This is a genomic window from Mycobacterium sp., from assembly GCF_032159775.1.
GTDB lineage: Bacteria > Actinomycetota > Actinomycetes > Mycobacteriales > Mycobacteriaceae > Mycobacterium.
On the sequence record NZ_JAVHWK010000137.1, the window covers coordinates 56,954 to 71,102 of the forward strand.

Consider the following 14,149-nt stretch of genomic DNA (forward strand, 5'->3'; position numbering starts at 1 on the left):
GCCGCGAGTCTACGGGTGGGCTTCGTGGCCCGGCCGGGCCTTGGTCCGCCTCTTCTCCTTCATCTCGGCCTCGAAGACGTGCCTGGCCCCCTGTTGCAGCTCATCCCTGACCCGACGCTCGTGCTCGCGGAAGACCGACCAGTAGCCGTCGTCGAACTCCTCGATGATCTGAAACGTCCAGCGCCCGTCGAGTACGTTCCGGCCGACCATGTCGGATTCCAGCCGGTCGGCGACGGCCCGGTGCCCGGCAGCGCGTAGCTTGTCAGACGCCTCGCCAAGGAGCAGGTCGGCATGCCCCATGAGCTGATGAAACTCATACAGATGCCCCCTGGCGCGCTCGACGTATTCCAACGCCTCGGACAGCGAACCCACCGCCTCGACCGTCTCGTCGCTGACCCCGTCGGGCCGACGGTCGAGGCTGCCACGAGGCTTTGATGAGTTGGTCACCGATACCAGATACCCGGCTTGGCCCGACGGCAATCGGCTGCGCTTGCCCAGGTCGGCGTGGTAGCACTTCAGTCGTGCGCAACCCACATGCCGGACAAGCGTTTACAACCTCTGACGAGCAGATCGCCAAGGCGCTTGAAGACGTCAGCATTCCGACCCTGATGTTGTCACTGGTGCATATGTCGGGCGATCCAGAGTTGATCCGTGGCGCCCTCAAACCGGCCGGATTGTTTCTCAACGAGGTTCAGGGCTTCATGTCCGAGGAGGACAAGGCCGCCGCCCGCAAGATTGCGCTCGAGGTCATCGCCGACTACCGCGACCGCGGCTGCCCGGAGCCCGAGCCGATCGGCGCCGAAATGCTGCACGAGATGATGGCGTGGCTGGTCTGCGAGCCGGTACCCCAGGAATACGTACCGATGGTCCTCGAGGAGATGGAGCTCGACGGCGGAGACGCGCGGGCACGCCCGCCGCTGGACACAGCCGCGCGCGAGCAGTTCCCCGTCGTGGTCATCGGCTGCGGTGAATCGGGGCTCCTGGCCGGAATCCGGCTGAAAGAGGCGGGCATCCCGTTCACGATCGTCGAGAAAAACGCCGGCGTCGGGGGCACGTGGTACCAGAACACCTACCCCGGCGCGCGGGTTGACGTCCCGAACCACTTCTACTGTTACAGCTTCGAGCCGACCGACCAGTGGACCCACTTCTTCGCCGAGCAGCCAGAGCTGCAGGCCTATTTCGAGCGGGTGATGGACAAGCACGACATCCGCCGCCATGTGCGGTGGGAAACCGAGGTCACCGAGGCGTGGTGGGACGACGACAGCGCGACCTGGACCGTCTGCACCCGCGACCGAAACGGGACCACGACCGAACTGTCGGCGCGCGCCGTCATCACCGCGGTGGGGCAGCTCGACCGGGCGCACACCCCGACGATCGAGGGGCAGCGCGACTTCACCGGACCGGCATTCCACTCCAGCGCGTGGGATCACTCCGTCGACCTCGGCGGCATGCGGGTCGCCATGATCGGCGCAGGGGCCAGCGGTTTTCAGATCGCACCGACAATCGCGCCGGATGTGGCCGGCCTCACCGTGTTTCAGCGCACCGCGCAGTGGATGTTTTCCAATCCGAGTTACCACGACGAAGTCGGTCCCGGTGTGCAGTGGGCGTTGAGGCATCTGCCGTTTTACGGCCGGTGGTACCGCTTTCTGCTGTTCTGGCCGTGGTGCGACAAAGGACTCGATGTGGCGCGCGTCGACCCGGAGTATCCGGACCAGCAGAAGGCAATCAACGAGATCAGCGAGGTCACCCGGATCATGTTCACCGACTGGATCATCAGTCAGGTCGGCGATGATCCGGTCCTACAGGCGAAGGTGGTGCCGGACTATCCGGCGACCGGCAAACGTACGCTGCAGGACAACGGCAGCTGGCTGAAGACGCTCACGCGCGACAACGTCGAACTCGTCCGGACCGGGATCGACCACATCGAACCGGACGCAGTGGTCACCGAGGACGGCACCCGCTATCCGGCCGACGTCATCGTGTACGCCACCGGATTCGAGCACACCAAGCTGTTGTGGCCGATGACCATTCGCGGCCGGGACGCCGAAGTCCTCAGCGAGCGCTGGGGTGAGCGGCCGTCGGCATATCTGGGCATCACGATCCCGGACTACCCGAACTTCTTCTGCATGAACGGTCCCGGCACCTGGTTGGCAAGCGGCGGCAGCCTGATCTTCCACTCCGAATGCCAAATGCGCTACATCACACAGTGTTTGGAACTGCTCATCGCAGGCGGACACGCGACGATGGAGCCAACTATCGAGAAGACGACGGACTGGCACGAGCGCAGCCAGGCCGAGATGCGCACGATGGTGTGGTCACAGCCGACGATCAAGCACTCCTACTTCAAGAACAGCCTTGGCGAAGTGCACACACTGAGCCCGTGGCGCCTCGTCGACTATTGGGCGTGGACACGCACACCGGATCCCGACGACTTCGTCTTCGGTTAACCGTCAGTCCAAGCGCCAGCCCATGTTCTTGGCGAATGTGCGCCCGTCGTCGGACAGCGTGCCGAGGCCGTGCGCGCGGTTGACATACTCCTGCACCATCACCAGGAAGTTCATCGGGTTGTAGGCATCCTCTTCGTAGCTCCACTTGCCGTCGCCCGCGTACTTGAGGACGGTGATCACCGGCGACTCGTGGATGCTGCCGTCGCCCGGGTCCTTCATCCGATTGGGGATCCGGGCGATCACCCAGCCCAACTCGTCGTCGATGGCATACCACTCGCAGGGGAATGTCGGCATCTCGCTGCCGGGAAACATGTTCATCGTCGACGAGATCCACTCACGGATCTCCTCGCGGCCGGTCCGGTTGCCCATTCCGTGCTCGACGTACTCGGCGTCTTCGGTGAAGTGGTCGGCGTAGCTGGCCCAGTCCCAGGTCTTGCCGATTTCGACAACGGCATCCTCGTAGTCGTGAAACGCCTTCTCGAGCTCTGCGCGTGACCATCGACCCATTGCAAACTCCTTCGGCTCGCGGCGCAGAACGCCGAACCCGTTCTACCAAACGCGAGTTGGCAGCGGGGCCGAATCAGGACACGGTCAGTGTGCGCTCATGCGACCACATGGATTCCCACGATTGCCTGCGCCCGGTCAGCACGAACGCGTGCATATCCTCGCCAATGTCGGCGATCTGTCGTGACGTGTCGAAGTAGTCGCGAAGCGATGCGGCATCACGCCCGATGTAGAGCACGCTGTCGAGCTCGGGCCGCGGCGCAGTGAAATACCCGTAGCTGCGGCTGAGGCTGTGCGCCTCGGACAGTCCGAAGCGCTCGGAGTATCCGTCGAGGCAGGCGGCGACCATGTAGGACTTGCCGACGATGGCAGTGCGCTGCTGCTGGTCGACGGGTAACGCGTGGAAGGTCTCGGCGGTGCGGTCGGCGATCTGCTCACCGACGTCAGAGCGGGTGATGTTCACCGAAAGGGCCAGTGCGCCGACCGCCAGGCCCGTGCTTGACGCAACCCCTAGCCACACCGGCCACCGCCTCACCGTGCCGTGCTCGCGCCGCCGCGCAAATCCCAGCGCACCTGCGGCCGCCAACGGCGCATATAGGCCGACGAGGTGGTAGGGACGCCCCGCCGTGGCGACGAAGATGACGTACAGGAACACGAATGCGACGGCGACGAAGCGGTATTCGCGCATCTCGTCGTCGATCACGCCGCCCAACCACAACATCGGCCGCCGCAGAAGTTCCCGCGGGCCGGCCAGGGCGACGGCGACGAGCAGCACCGAACACAGCAGTATCACCTGGAGCTTGGTCAGCGCCGCGATGCCTGCTACACAGCCGAAGGCGATCAGCAGTCGGTCGTCGCGCAGCCGCACCCATCGGATCAGCGACCACATCAGCAGCAGCCACTGGACAGGCTCCAGCGCGTAGGGCGTCAACCAGTGACCGGCCAGTGACGTCCACAGCCCTGTCGCCTGCGCAGTGCCGTCACCACCTGCGCGCGTCGACCGCATCCGAACTCGCGCGCTATCAGCCCGGCGAGCACGACTGCGCAGCCAGTCGCCAGCGCGGCGGGGAATGCGAGCGCCGGCCGCGCAGCGGGCGCGACAGTGTGCATCAACGCGGCCAGCGCAGGCGCCAGCGGTGGTTGATCCGCCGAGCCCCAGTCCAGGTGGTAGCGGCCGATGGCCGGCATGTACACCTCGTCGAACCAATATCCGCGACCCAAAGCACCTGCCGCGCAATGTAATACGAACACGACCACCGCGACCGAGATGACCGCGGCCGCCGCGAACGGCGGGACCCGACGAGTGGTCGCGACTTCTGTGGCGGCGGTGCTCACGTACGGCCACGATACTGTCGAGCGATGGCCCTACGCCTTGACCCTGCGGTGCGGGTCCAGATGGATCGGCTGACCGATGCTCTTGGCAAGACCGACGCGGCACCGGTCGGCGACGTCGAAACGCGCAGGATCAACGGCCACCGTATGTTCGACTTCATCGGCGCCACTTCAGCGCCGATCCCGGGCGTGGACACGGACAAGTTCTCGGTGACCACCGGCGACGGCACAGCGCTGTCGGCCACCTGGTATCGCAGATCGGCGGGCGAACCGCCCGGCAGCGCGGTGCTGTACCTGCACGGCGGCGGCATGATCTTCAGCCTCGACCACCTCGGCTCGATGTACGAGCTGGCGGCGCGCCGTTACGTAGCCGAATCCGGGGTGCCGCTGCTGCTGGTCGACTACCGCGTCGCACCCGAGCATCCGCATCCGACGCCAGTCGAAGACTGCTATGCCGCACTGGAATGGCTCGCCGCGAACGCGGACATGCTGGGATTGGATCCTGACCGCATCGCGGTGATGGGCGACAGTGCGGGCGGCGGGCTGGCTGCCGGGGTGTGCCTGATGGCTCGCGACCGCAACGGTCCCGCCGTCGCCCAACAGCTGCTGATCTACCCGATGCTCGACGATCGGCCTGCTGCGTCCGAAGCGGCACCGCTGCGACATCTGACGTGGACCTACGACGACAACCTCACCGGCTGGGGCGCTCTGCTCGGCGAGGACGCCGGCAGCGCGGACGTCTCGCCCTATGCGGCTCCCGCTCGCGCCACCGACCTGACCGGGTTGCCCGACACCTACATCGACGTCGGCGACCTGGACATTTTCCGCGACGAGGACATCGCATACGCCCGCAGGCTGTCCGAAGCCGGAGTACCGACCGAATTCCATCTGCACCCCGGCTGCCCGCACGCCTTCGAAGCGCTTGCCGACAGTGCCGACGTGTCCCGACGTGCCATCAACGACCGCATCCGGCGGCTGCTTTCCCTGTGATCCCAGGCTCGGGTAACAGCCCACCGGCGAGGTTCGATAACGATGACAGGGGTCATGGCTTGCGCTCAACGCCACGTTGCGCACTTCAGGGGAATGACCAGTGACGTATCCGGGTTCGAACAGGTTCGACACCGTTCGACGTCCGCGTCACGCAGCTAGGAGCAGAGGATGAAACTCGCAAGGACACTGGCCAACGCGTTGGTCGTCGCCGCGCTCGGCTTCGGGGCCGCCGGGGTTGGCACGGGCGTGGCGTCCGCCAAACCGGGGCACGGAAACGACATCGACCGGCCGTGCTTCCCGTTCTGTGAGAACCGGCACGACGACTGGAACGACTGGCAGGGCGGCTTCGACCGCGACCACCAGGACAGGGGGCCCTGGTGGGCCAACAACCGCCACGACTGGTGGGACGACCGGCAGGGCCCGCCTCCGTGGGGCTGGGGCCCACCGCCGGCATACCAGTGGACCGGCGGCCCGCCACATCCGTTCAACTACTGGGGCTACGACGTGAACCCGGTGTGGGACGACGGCTTCCACCAGTGGGGCATCTGGCTGTTCGGTCTCTGGATTCCGATCTTCGGGATCGGTTTCAGCTAGCGGGCGCCTCCACGACCGCCTTGATCCGCTCCAGGGTCTTACGCATGTCGCGCTTGTTGCGCCTCGTGCGTAACTGCCCGCCGAGCACCGAGAAGATCTTGGTGAAGGCGCTGTCGGTCATCCGGAACGACTCGGTGACGTCGGTGCCGGCGTCTGTCGGGGTGAAGCGGTAGTGCCAGTTGTTCACCGGGCGGTCGCCGAGGAGCACCTCGAAGCCGAACTCCCTGCCGGGCTCGCACGCCGTGACCCGGCAGGTGGTCCAGTAGACCGGGCCGATCTCGTTGCGGCGGACGTGCCCGCGAAAGCGGGCGCCCAGAGCCGGGCCGGTGGCGCCGTCCAGCCACTGGGCCTCGATCACCTCGGGTGAATATCTGCCTGTGTTGCGGACGTCGGCGACGATGTTCCAGATCTCATCCGCCTGCGCCGCCATCGGAACCGTCACCGATGCCTGCATTGCGACCTCCTTGGTTTTCCGTTCACGTTAACTGGTCGCCGTGACCGACTGGAGCGGCGAGGACTACGCCAGGCTCAGCTCGCTGCAGCGGGCGATGATCGAGGACGCCAAGGCGAGCCTGGTGCTTGCCGACGGGGACCTGGTCCTAGACGTCGGTTGTGGCGACGGGTATCTGACCCACGAGATGGCCGCTATGGCGCCTGCCGGATGTGTGGTCGGCATCGACCCGTCGAGGCGAATGATCGCGGCCGCACGGGCCGCCGGTATCCCGGCAGCATCGGGTCCGTGGTTCGTCGCTGCCGATGCCCGCCTGCTGCCGTTCGGCGCGCATTTCGATGTCGTCGTGTCGTTCAACGCACTGCACTGGGTGCCTGAACAACGGCAGGCCCTGCTTCAGATCGCGTCGGTGCTCAAACCGGGCGGCCGTGCACTGATCCAGGTGGTTTGTGCGGGGGACCGGCCGAGCCTGGAGGCGGTCGCGATGCAGACCTGCCAAAACCCCAGGTGGGCTTCCCTGTTCGACGGTTTCTCCGCGCCGTTCATCCACGTCGCACCGGATGGCTATGCCGAGCTGGCGGCATCGGCCGGCCTCACGCTGATGACGTTGACGGTTACCGACCGGCAGTGGGACCACGGCTCCCGCAACGCTTTTGCGCGGTGGTGCTCGGTCGGCTGCACAGCATGGACGGACCGGTTACCGGCAGGGGACCGAGGCCGGTTCATCGAGGAACTCGTGGCAGCCTACGAGCCTGTCGTCGGTGGGGCCGGGCTGTTTCGGTTCACCCAGATGCGGGCCGAGCTCAACCGCTAGATGCCTGAACATCGTCGTACAGCAACGCCATCCGATCGATGAACCAGACCCTGCACAGCATCTGCGCGGCCAGCCCGAATGCGGTGATCCACGGGTCGAGCACGATCAGTCCCCATGCCCAGAACGGCAAGCCTGCCGCGCTCATGCCGCCGAGCACAATCGGCGCGACACGGTGATGCGCGGAAATCGGGTTCCGTCTGTGCGCGGACCAATACTCTTCGCCGAGCACCCCGCGCGACGCCCAGGTGTCGATCGACCGCGCGGGCGGGAAAACGCGGGGATCGCGTCGCCATCCGAAAGGCCGAACGCTTTGGTCAATCGACTCCGGCCGGCCAACGCGCACCTCCGTTCGGTTTCCGAATGCGGTGAACCGACGACCGAACCAGTCCGTACCACATAGTGTCACCTCATTCGTGTGTCCAGGCGCAGGGAGGAGCCGCCATGATTCACCGCCTCATTCGCAAAAGCAGGTCCTTGGCGATCGCGATGGCCGCCGCCGTCGTCGCTCTCGCCCTGACAAGCCCGCCTGCCGCGCTCGCCGACGACCGGCTGGACTTCACCGCCACCACCCTGAGTGGCGCGCCGTTCAACGGGGCGTCATTGCAGGGCAAGCCGGCCGTGCTGTGGTTCTGGACGCCGTGGTGCCCGTTCTGCAACGCCGAAGGGCCGTCGGTCAGCAGTGTGGCTGCCGACAACCCCAAGGTGACGTTCGTCGGCGTCGCGGCCCGCTCCGACGTCGCCGCCATGCAGGCCTTCGTGTCCAAATACAACCTGAACTTCACCACCCTGGATGACGCTGACGGCTCCATCTGGGCGCGCTACAACGTGCCGTGGCAGCCGGCGTATGCGTTCTATCGCGCGGACGGCACATCGACGTTCGTGAACAACCCGACTTCCGCGATGTCGCAGCAGGAGCTGCAGGAGCGGGTCTCGGCCCTGTCCACCTGATCGCGAGTGCAACAGGACCTGGTGGGGCTGGCGTTCGCCGCCGGGCTGGTGGCTGCGCTGAACCCATGTGGTTTCGCGATGCTGCCCGTTTACCTCGCCCTTGTGGTGCGGGGCAGCGGCGAGGGCAGCGCTGCGACCGCGGTCGGTCGCGCCGTTGCGGCCACTGCCGCGATGACGCTCGGCTTCCTCACGGTGTTCGGCACATTCGGGTTCTTGACCGTGTCACTGGCTTCAACGGTCCAGAAGTACATGCCGTACGTCACCGTGGTGATCGGCATCGCCCTTGTAGCGCTTGGTATCTGGCTGCTGTCAGGACATGAGCTGACGCTTTTGCTCCCCAGTCCGCTGTCGCGCACTGCGTCGACGACGCCGACGAGCAGCCTCGGCTCCATGTTCGGGTACGGCGTGGGCTACGCGATCGCCTCGCTGTCCTGCACTGTCGGACCGTTTCTGGCGGTCACGGGTGCCGGCGTTGGCGGCACATCCGTGCCGGGCCGGGTCTGGGTCTATCTGGCGTATGCCGCGGGCTTTGCGCTGGTTGTCGGCGCCTTGGCGGTCGCGGTCGCGCTGGCAGGTTCGGCGCTCGTCGAGCGGATGCGGCGAATCCTGCCGTATGTCAACCGAATCGGTGGCGCGGTGCTGATCGTCGTCGGCCTCTACGTCGGCTACTACGGGTTCTACGAGGTGCGGTTGTTCACGGCGGGCGGAAGCCCAGGCGATCCGGTCATCGCCGCGGCCGGCCGTCTGCAGGGCGCCGTCGCCGGATGGGTGCACCGGCACGGCGCATGGCCGTGGCTCATGTTACTCGGCGTGCTCCTGCTGGCAGCCTTCGTGTGGACCTGGCGAACGCCCAGGGGTGCTACTTGGAGACGTCGACGGTCCCGTGCAGATCGGGCCACGGCGGGCGACGAACCATAGCCAGTGTGGCGAACGTCGCCGCGACCAATCCGATCAGCTCACCCATCAGAGCTATCCGGGTCTGATCCACCGCAGGCACCCAGGTTGCCTCGCCGTTCTTGATGATGAACACCCCAACGGGTTTCGCGGTGAGCCGAAGATCCGCGTCCTGCGCTCCCGGCCTGGTCCGGCCGCGCACTTTGGCAACCGGTAGCACAGTGGCCCCGTCCGAGGTTTGATACGGCTGCCCGTAGACCTGCGCGGCGGACGGATCGGGCACGATCGAGTCCAGCGCGTCTCGCAGCTTCATCAGCGTTCCTTTCGGCTTCCTTCGACGACGTCCTTCGATGACTTCGAAGGCCATCCGTGGTCTCAGTTGTAGTGGCTCAGCGAGAAAGGGGCACGCCATGGTGATCGTGTCGGGGCATCTGATCGTCGACGAAGAGGCGCGCGAAGACTATCTGGCCTGCTGCGCGGACGTCGTCGCACAAGCCCGCCGTGCTCCCGGCTGCCTTGATTTCGCGATCTCGGCGGACCTGCTCGACCCCGGCCGAATCAACGTTTTCGAGCGATGGGCTTCGCAATCCGCCGTCGAGGAGTTTCGGGGAAGCGGCACCGGCGAAGACCAGGGCGCCATGATCAGATCGGCGTCGGTGTCCGAATATGACGTATCTGGCGAACGTCGCTTGACCTAGCGCCAGCAACATCGGATCGGTACTCAATCGGCAGTTCGCGAATTTAGCTCATCCGGACAGCAACGCCGTCCTACACTCGATTGACACGGCGCCACAAAGAAAACGCCACCGAGGCGCCCAGTTCACCAGGACTGGAGACAGCCATGACAGTCTCGATCTCAGACCGCGCATTCGACGCCGTCGAGTCCCCCCAGCCCGCTACGGCCAGCACATTGTTGCGCGAGCTCGGCGTGTCCCAAGCATGCGTCGAGAAGCAGAAGGCGGCCCTCGGCAGGTGGATGATGGTCCACGAATTGAGCCGCCCGTTGCGGATCAGCCTGCTGGGCAACGGCTACGGTCTGCTGCTGAAGGACATCGACGCACGACGGTCCAAGCTGCGCGTCTCGGCCTGACCGGCCGAGCGGTCAGCGGTCGAAGTCTTCGTCATCCCGGTGCGGGACGGCCGTCGCCTGCTCGATCAGGTCGGCCTCGTCGGCTTCGGCACCAACCTGGAACTCCTCGGGTCCGGCGTCCTCGTCATCGGTGACGACCGGTATGTCGTCGGGGTGGGTCATGGTCGTCGGTTCCTTTCCGTGCTCAGTGAATTGTCTCCCGAAGTGCAGAGGTCTGTAACTGCCCGTCCTCAATCGGCGATATCCACACTGTCGGGGCTCTAAGCACGACTGGAAGTGACGCCATGAAATACCTCCACCGACTGTTTTCCGCCGCCTTGGCGGCGACCCTCCTTGCCGGGCTGATCGGCGTGCTCGGCGGCGTGCCGACGGCCGCGGCAGCACCCGAGGTGCTGAGCGTGCCCTCGCCCTCGATGGGGCGCGACATCCCGGTCCAGTTCCAGGGCGGCGGGCCGCACGCCGTCTACCTGCTGGACGGGTTACGGGCGCGCGATGACCGCAATGGCTGGGACATCGAGACCGGCGCGTTCAGCTGGTTCGACGGCTCCGGGGTGTCGGTGGTGATGCCGGTGGGTGGCATGTCGAGCTTCTACAGCGACTGGTACCGGCCAGCGGTGGGGAACGGCACAACGCAGACGTACAAATGGGAGACCTTCCTGACATCGGAGCTGCCGGGCTGGCTGGCTGCAAACAAGGGCGTCAGCGCCAGCGGGAACGCCGTGGTCGGCCTGTCGATGTCCGGGGGAGCGGCACTGATTCTGGCCGCCTATCACCCCGGCCAATTCATCTACGCGGGTTCGTTGTCCGGCTTTTTGAACACGTCGAACAGGTTGTGGCCGGTGCTGATCGGCATCGCGATGGCCGACGCGGGAGGCTTCAACGCCCTCGACATGTGGGGGCCCTACGGCGGCCCGGCCTGGCAGCGCAACGATCCGATGCTTCAGATAGGACGGCTGGTCTCCAACGGGACGCGCATCTGGGTCTACAGCGGCAACGGCAATCCGACCGACCTCGATGCCGGCCTCGGCAACGCACAGATCCCTGCGCAGTTCCTCGAGGGTCTGACCATCAACACCAACAAAGAATTTCAGGCCCACTACGCGCGCGCGGGCGGAAGCAACGGCGTGTTCGAGTTCCCGCCCAACGGCACCCACAGCTGGGGCTACTGGGGCGGCCAGCTGCAGGCCATGAAGCCCGACATTCAACGCGTGCTTGGCGCCGCGCCTGCCGTCTGACCTACAGCTCGCGCGACCAGTATTCGCCCACCAGCTCGTGGCCGAATCTCGTTTGCGGCTCACGTGTGTCCAGCCGGAAGCCCTGACGCTGATAGATCCGCCGGGCTTCGCGCTGTACTTCGGTGGTCCACAACATGATTCGCCGATAGCCGGAACGTCGCGCGAAGCGAAGGCATTCGTCGACCAGTCGGGTTCCGACTCCGGCGCCGCGCGATTGCGGTTCAACCAACAGCAGACGCAGTTGCGCGGTGTCGGGAACGTCGGAAGCGGTGCAGAAGATGCAGCCGACTCGTTCGCCGTCGAGCTCGGCGATCCACGCGGATTGGCATCTGCTGTCCACACGGTCACCGAAGTCCGCGACCACGCGGGCGACGAGCGCCTCGAAGGTGGCATCCCAGCCGTGCTCGGCTGCGTATCGGGCACCGTGCCGTTCCACCACCCAGCCCAGGTCGCCGGGTTCGGTGGGCCGTAGCACGAGGCCGCCGGCACGGTGCCCGCCGTCGAGCATCCGTCGGATCCGTCCCATCGCCGTGACGAGTTCGTTGCGCTGATTCTCGTCGAGCGGCTCAACCAGCCGATCGATTGCGTCCGCCTGCAGCGTGTCCGTCTCCCTGAACGCCAGCTGTCCTGCGCCGGTGAGTCGGACGAGCTGGCGGCGGGCGTCGGCTGCCGACGGTTCCCGCTCGACGAGGCCGTCGGAGATGAACCGTGACAGGATCCGGCTGAGATAGCCGGCGTCCAGGTCGAGGACGCGCCGCAGTTCCGCCACCTCCATCTGGTCGACATGCGCCAGTTCGAATAGCACGCGGGCCTCGGTCAGCCCGAATGCCGAACCGGCCAGCTTGGGTCGCAACAGGCCCAGAATGCGGGTGTAGAAGCGGTTGAAACCGCGGATTTCGCTCACTGTCGATACCGACATAGTTGACAGAGTCAAACACTTAATTGACTTTGTCAACTAATGCCCGATTCAAGGCTCGATTCAAGGCTGGCAGGGGAGAACGGTTATCCTCATCCCAACCAGCGTCGGCCGAAACCACCGCGCCGACCATGGCTGGAAAACCGTTCAGCGCCGAAAGGCTGTACCTTGCCAAAGACACCGACGGGCACCCCCAATCTGGAGCCGCACTTCGAAGACGTCCAGGCTCATTACGACCTGTCCGACGACTTCTTCCGCCTCTTCCTCGATCCCACGCAGACCTACAGTTGCGCCTACTTCGAGCGCGACGACATGACGCTCGAAGAGGCACAGATCGCCAAGATCGACCTGTCCCTCGGCAAGCTCGGCCTCCAGCCGGGCATGACGCTGCTGGACGTGGGCTGCGGATGGGGTGCCACCATCAACCGCGCCCTCGAGCGCTACGACGTCAACGTCGTCGGCCTGACCCTCAGCCGTAATCAGCAGGCGCACGTCCAGGCACTCCTCGACAAACAAGAGAGCCCACGCAACAAGCGCGTGCTGCTTCAGGGTTGGGAACAATTCGACGAGCCGGTGGATCGCATCGTCTCCATCGGGGCGTTCGAGCATTTCGGCCGCGACCGCTACGACGAGTTCTTCAAGATGGCCTACGCCGCCCTGCCCGCCGACGGCGTGATGATGCTGCACACCATCGTCAAGCCCAGCGACGAGGAGTTCAAGGAACGCGAGCTGCCGGTCACCATGACCATGCTGCGGTTCTTCAAATTCATCATGGACGAGATCTTCCCCGGAGGCGATCTGCCACAGGTGAACGTCGTCGAGGACCACGCCACCAAAGCCGGCTTCGAGGTCAAGCTGGTGCAGCCGCTGCGGCTGCACTATGCGCGCACCCTGGACATCTGGTCGGCCGCCCTCGAAGCCCACAAGGACGAGGCGATCGCGATCCAGAGCCAGGAGGTCTACGACCGGTACATGAGGTATTTGACCGGTTGCGCGGACCTGTTTCGCAAGGGCTACACCGACGTCTGCCAGTTCACCCTCGTCAAGGGCTAGCCGCGCCTGCGGCGATCGCCTCGATGACCGCCTCTGGGTCATCAAGGGAGACAAAGGTTTTGGCGTCGGCTACCTCGATCAGCGAGGAGTTGGGGAACAACTCCGCCATCCGCCTGCCGAGCGATGGCTTGAAGCACCGGTCGCCCTGACCCCACACCAGAGTGACCGGCTTGGCGAACTGCGGGAACCGCGTCGACACCTCGGTCAGGTCGGCCTTGGCGACGTTGCGCAGCAGCATGGCCAGGTCGCGGCAGATCCGGCTGTCCCGCCGGCATGGATCGAGCCAGCTGTTCGTCAGGTGGGGGTCGGGGTCGGTCACCAGGAGGCCGTAGCCGAAGGGCGAATGCCGCAGCGCCGCCACCCGCATCTGACCGGCGAGGAACTTGATCGACGCGGGCCCGCGAAGCAGCGCGAACACGATCGGGAACGGAAACGGCGGAAATTTGTCGAACGCATCGCAGTTGGTCAGCACCAGGCGACCGACCGCGTCGGGATGCGCGTCGATGACGAACTGGCACAGGCCGCCGCCGGTATTGTTTCCGACGAGCGTCACATCGGACAAGCCCAACTCGGTGATGAATTCCACGATCATCGCGGCAACGGTGAGCGGCGACAGCTCGGTGCCGTCGTTGACAGGCACGGTGTGCGAGCCAAGCGGCCAGTCCGGCAGGATGCACCGAAACCCTTGCCGCGCTAGGCCTTCGGCGACTCGGTCCCACAGCCGATGGTCAACCAGGATCCCGTGTACGAACAGCACCGGGGGGTGAGGCGAGTCGTCGGGACCGATGACCCGGTAGCCGATTGTGGCCTGGTTCAACGCAACCTGCGGCATGACCGACTCCTCTTATGTGACCGGTGACCTTGGCCATCACCGTATCCGG

Annotated in this window: 20 protein-coding genes; 10 read left to right on the plus strand and 10 right to left on the minus strand. The window is 65.5% G+C overall.

The genetic code is table 11. The annotated features are described in order from the left end of the window. Positions 1–9 precede the first annotated feature (9 nt). The gene (locus QOJ24_RS18155) at positions 10–447 is read right to left on the minus strand and encodes a hypothetical protein (protein ID WP_526263669.1); all 438 of its coding nucleotides are present in this window, start codon (positions 445–447) and stop codon (positions 10–12) included. A gap of 74 nt (positions 448–521) precedes the next feature. Here QOJ24_RS18155 and QOJ24_RS18160 point away from each other — a divergent pair, with 74 nt between their 5' ends. Next, positions 522–2,447 carry a flavin-containing monooxygenase gene (locus QOJ24_RS18160; protein ID WP_526263671.1) on the plus strand — a complete coding sequence of 642 codons (1,926 nt, stop codon included), beginning with the start codon at positions 522–524 and terminating at the stop codon, positions 2,445–2,447. Between the two features lie 3 nt (positions 2,448–2,450). Here the strand turns inward: QOJ24_RS18160 and QOJ24_RS18165 are convergent, their stop codons facing one another. From QOJ24_RS18165 to QOJ24_RS18175, 3 genes are all read right to left on the minus strand, one after another. Beyond that, positions 2,451–2,954, minus strand: coding sequence for a nuclear transport factor 2-like protein (locus QOJ24_RS18165; RefSeq protein WP_526263673.1), 504 nt, complete (start codon positions 2,952–2,954; stop codon positions 2,451–2,453). Positions 2,955–3,027: 73 nt separating this feature from the next. Next, positions 3,028–3,957: a hypothetical protein gene (locus QOJ24_RS18170; RefSeq protein ID WP_526263675.1), complete on the minus strand. Its 930-nt coding sequence runs from the start codon at positions 3,955–3,957 to the stop codon at positions 3,028–3,030. Next, positions 3,879–4,286, minus strand: coding sequence for a hypothetical protein (locus tag QOJ24_RS18175; protein ID WP_526263677.1), 408 nt, complete (start codon positions 4,284–4,286; stop codon positions 3,879–3,881). The genes QOJ24_RS18170 and QOJ24_RS18175 overlap by 79 nt, the downstream gene beginning before the upstream one ends. Before the next feature lie 24 nt (positions 4,287–4,310). Between QOJ24_RS18175 and QOJ24_RS18180 the strand changes: the two genes are divergently transcribed. Beyond that, complete coding sequence (locus QOJ24_RS18180; protein WP_526263679.1) at positions 4,311–5,273, plus strand: alpha/beta hydrolase; 963 nt, start codon at positions 4,311–4,313, stop codon at positions 5,271–5,273. A gap of 168 nt (positions 5,274–5,441) precedes the next feature. Beyond that, the gene (locus tag QOJ24_RS18185) at positions 5,442–5,867 is read left to right on the plus strand and encodes a hypothetical protein (RefSeq protein ID WP_526263681.1); all 426 of its coding nucleotides are present in this window, start codon (positions 5,442–5,444) and stop codon (positions 5,865–5,867) included. On the opposite strand, the gene QOJ24_RS18190 is transcribed toward QOJ24_RS18185, so the two are convergent. Then, a complete protein-coding gene (locus QOJ24_RS18190) occupies positions 5,860–6,321 on the minus strand; it encodes an SRPBCC family protein (RefSeq protein ID WP_526263683.1) in 462 nt (153 codons plus the stop codon). The genes QOJ24_RS18185 and QOJ24_RS18190 overlap by 8 nt on opposite strands. 40 nt (positions 6,322–6,361) lie before the next feature. Between QOJ24_RS18190 and QOJ24_RS18195 the strand changes: the two genes are divergently transcribed. After that, positions 6,362–7,132 carry a class I SAM-dependent methyltransferase gene (locus tag QOJ24_RS18195; RefSeq protein ID WP_526263685.1) on the plus strand — a complete coding sequence of 257 codons (771 nt, stop codon included), beginning with the start codon at positions 6,362–6,364 and terminating at the stop codon, positions 7,130–7,132. On the opposite strand, the gene QOJ24_RS18200 is transcribed toward QOJ24_RS18195, so the two are convergent. Continuing rightward, entirely contained in the window at positions 7,122–7,538 is a 417-nt protein-coding gene (locus tag QOJ24_RS18200; RefSeq protein ID WP_526263687.1) for a DUF6653 family protein, read from the minus strand. The genes QOJ24_RS18195 and QOJ24_RS18200 overlap by 11 nt on opposite strands. 35 nt (positions 7,539–7,573) lie before the next feature. Between QOJ24_RS18200 and dsbE the strand changes: the two genes are divergently transcribed. Further along, complete coding sequence (dsbE, locus tag QOJ24_RS18205; RefSeq protein WP_526263689.1) at positions 7,574–8,080, plus strand: disulfide bond-forming protein DsbE; 507 nt, start codon at positions 7,574–7,576, stop codon at positions 8,078–8,080. 6 nt (positions 8,081–8,086) lie between these two features. After that, positions 8,087–8,998 carry a cytochrome c biogenesis CcdA family protein gene (locus tag QOJ24_RS18210; protein ID WP_526263691.1) on the plus strand — a complete coding sequence of 304 codons (912 nt, stop codon included), beginning with the start codon at positions 8,087–8,089 and terminating at the stop codon, positions 8,996–8,998. Here the strand turns inward: QOJ24_RS18210 and QOJ24_RS18215 are convergent. Continuing rightward, the gene (locus tag QOJ24_RS18215) at positions 8,940–9,287 is read right to left on the minus strand and encodes a hypothetical protein (protein ID WP_526263693.1); all 348 of its coding nucleotides are present in this window, start codon (positions 9,285–9,287) and stop codon (positions 8,940–8,942) included. The genes QOJ24_RS18210 and QOJ24_RS18215 overlap by 59 nt on opposite strands. Before the next feature lie 97 nt (positions 9,288–9,384). Here QOJ24_RS18215 and QOJ24_RS18220 point away from each other — a divergent pair, with 97 nt between their 5' ends. Both QOJ24_RS18220 and QOJ24_RS18225 read left to right on the plus strand, forming a co-directional pair. Continuing rightward, positions 9,385–9,672 carry a putative quinol monooxygenase gene (locus tag QOJ24_RS18220; protein WP_526263695.1) on the plus strand — a complete coding sequence of 96 codons (288 nt, stop codon included), beginning with the start codon at positions 9,385–9,387 and terminating at the stop codon, positions 9,670–9,672. Between the two features lie 143 nt (positions 9,673–9,815). Further along, complete coding sequence (locus tag QOJ24_RS18225; RefSeq protein WP_526263697.1) at positions 9,816–10,064, plus strand: hypothetical protein; 249 nt, start codon at positions 9,816–9,818, stop codon at positions 10,062–10,064. A 12-nt stretch (positions 10,065–10,076) separates the two neighbouring features. Here QOJ24_RS18225 and QOJ24_RS18230 read toward each other — a convergent pair whose 3' ends face one another. Beyond that, positions 10,077–10,226, minus strand: coding sequence for an Rv3202a family protein (locus QOJ24_RS18230; RefSeq protein WP_526263699.1), 150 nt, complete (start codon positions 10,224–10,226; stop codon positions 10,077–10,079). A gap of 122 nt (positions 10,227–10,348) precedes the next feature. Between QOJ24_RS18230 and QOJ24_RS18235 the strand changes: the two genes are divergently transcribed. After that, a complete protein-coding gene (locus QOJ24_RS18235; protein WP_526263701.1) occupies positions 10,349–11,299 on the plus strand; it encodes an alpha/beta hydrolase in 951 nt (316 codons plus the stop codon). Between the two features lies 1 nt (position 11,300). Here the strand turns inward: QOJ24_RS18235 and QOJ24_RS18240 are convergent, their stop codons facing one another. Further along, positions 11,301–12,218: a bifunctional helix-turn-helix transcriptional regulator/GNAT family N-acetyltransferase gene (locus QOJ24_RS18240; RefSeq protein ID WP_526263703.1), complete on the minus strand. Its 918-nt coding sequence runs from the start codon at positions 12,216–12,218 to the stop codon at positions 11,301–11,303. A 165-nt stretch (positions 12,219–12,383) separates the two neighbouring features. On the opposite strand from QOJ24_RS18240, the gene QOJ24_RS18245 reads away from it, so the two are divergent. Next, positions 12,384–13,268, plus strand: a complete 885-nt coding sequence (locus QOJ24_RS18245; protein WP_526263705.1) for a cyclopropane mycolic acid synthase family methyltransferase — start codon at positions 12,384–12,386, stop codon at positions 13,266–13,268. Here QOJ24_RS18245 and QOJ24_RS18250 read toward each other — a convergent pair. Next, the gene (locus QOJ24_RS18250; protein WP_526263707.1) at positions 13,258–14,100 is read right to left on the minus strand and encodes an alpha/beta fold hydrolase; all 843 of its coding nucleotides are present in this window, start codon (positions 14,098–14,100) and stop codon (positions 13,258–13,260) included. The two genes, QOJ24_RS18245 and QOJ24_RS18250, sit on opposite strands and share 11 nt — an antisense overlap. Positions 14,101–14,149 lie beyond the last annotated feature (49 nt).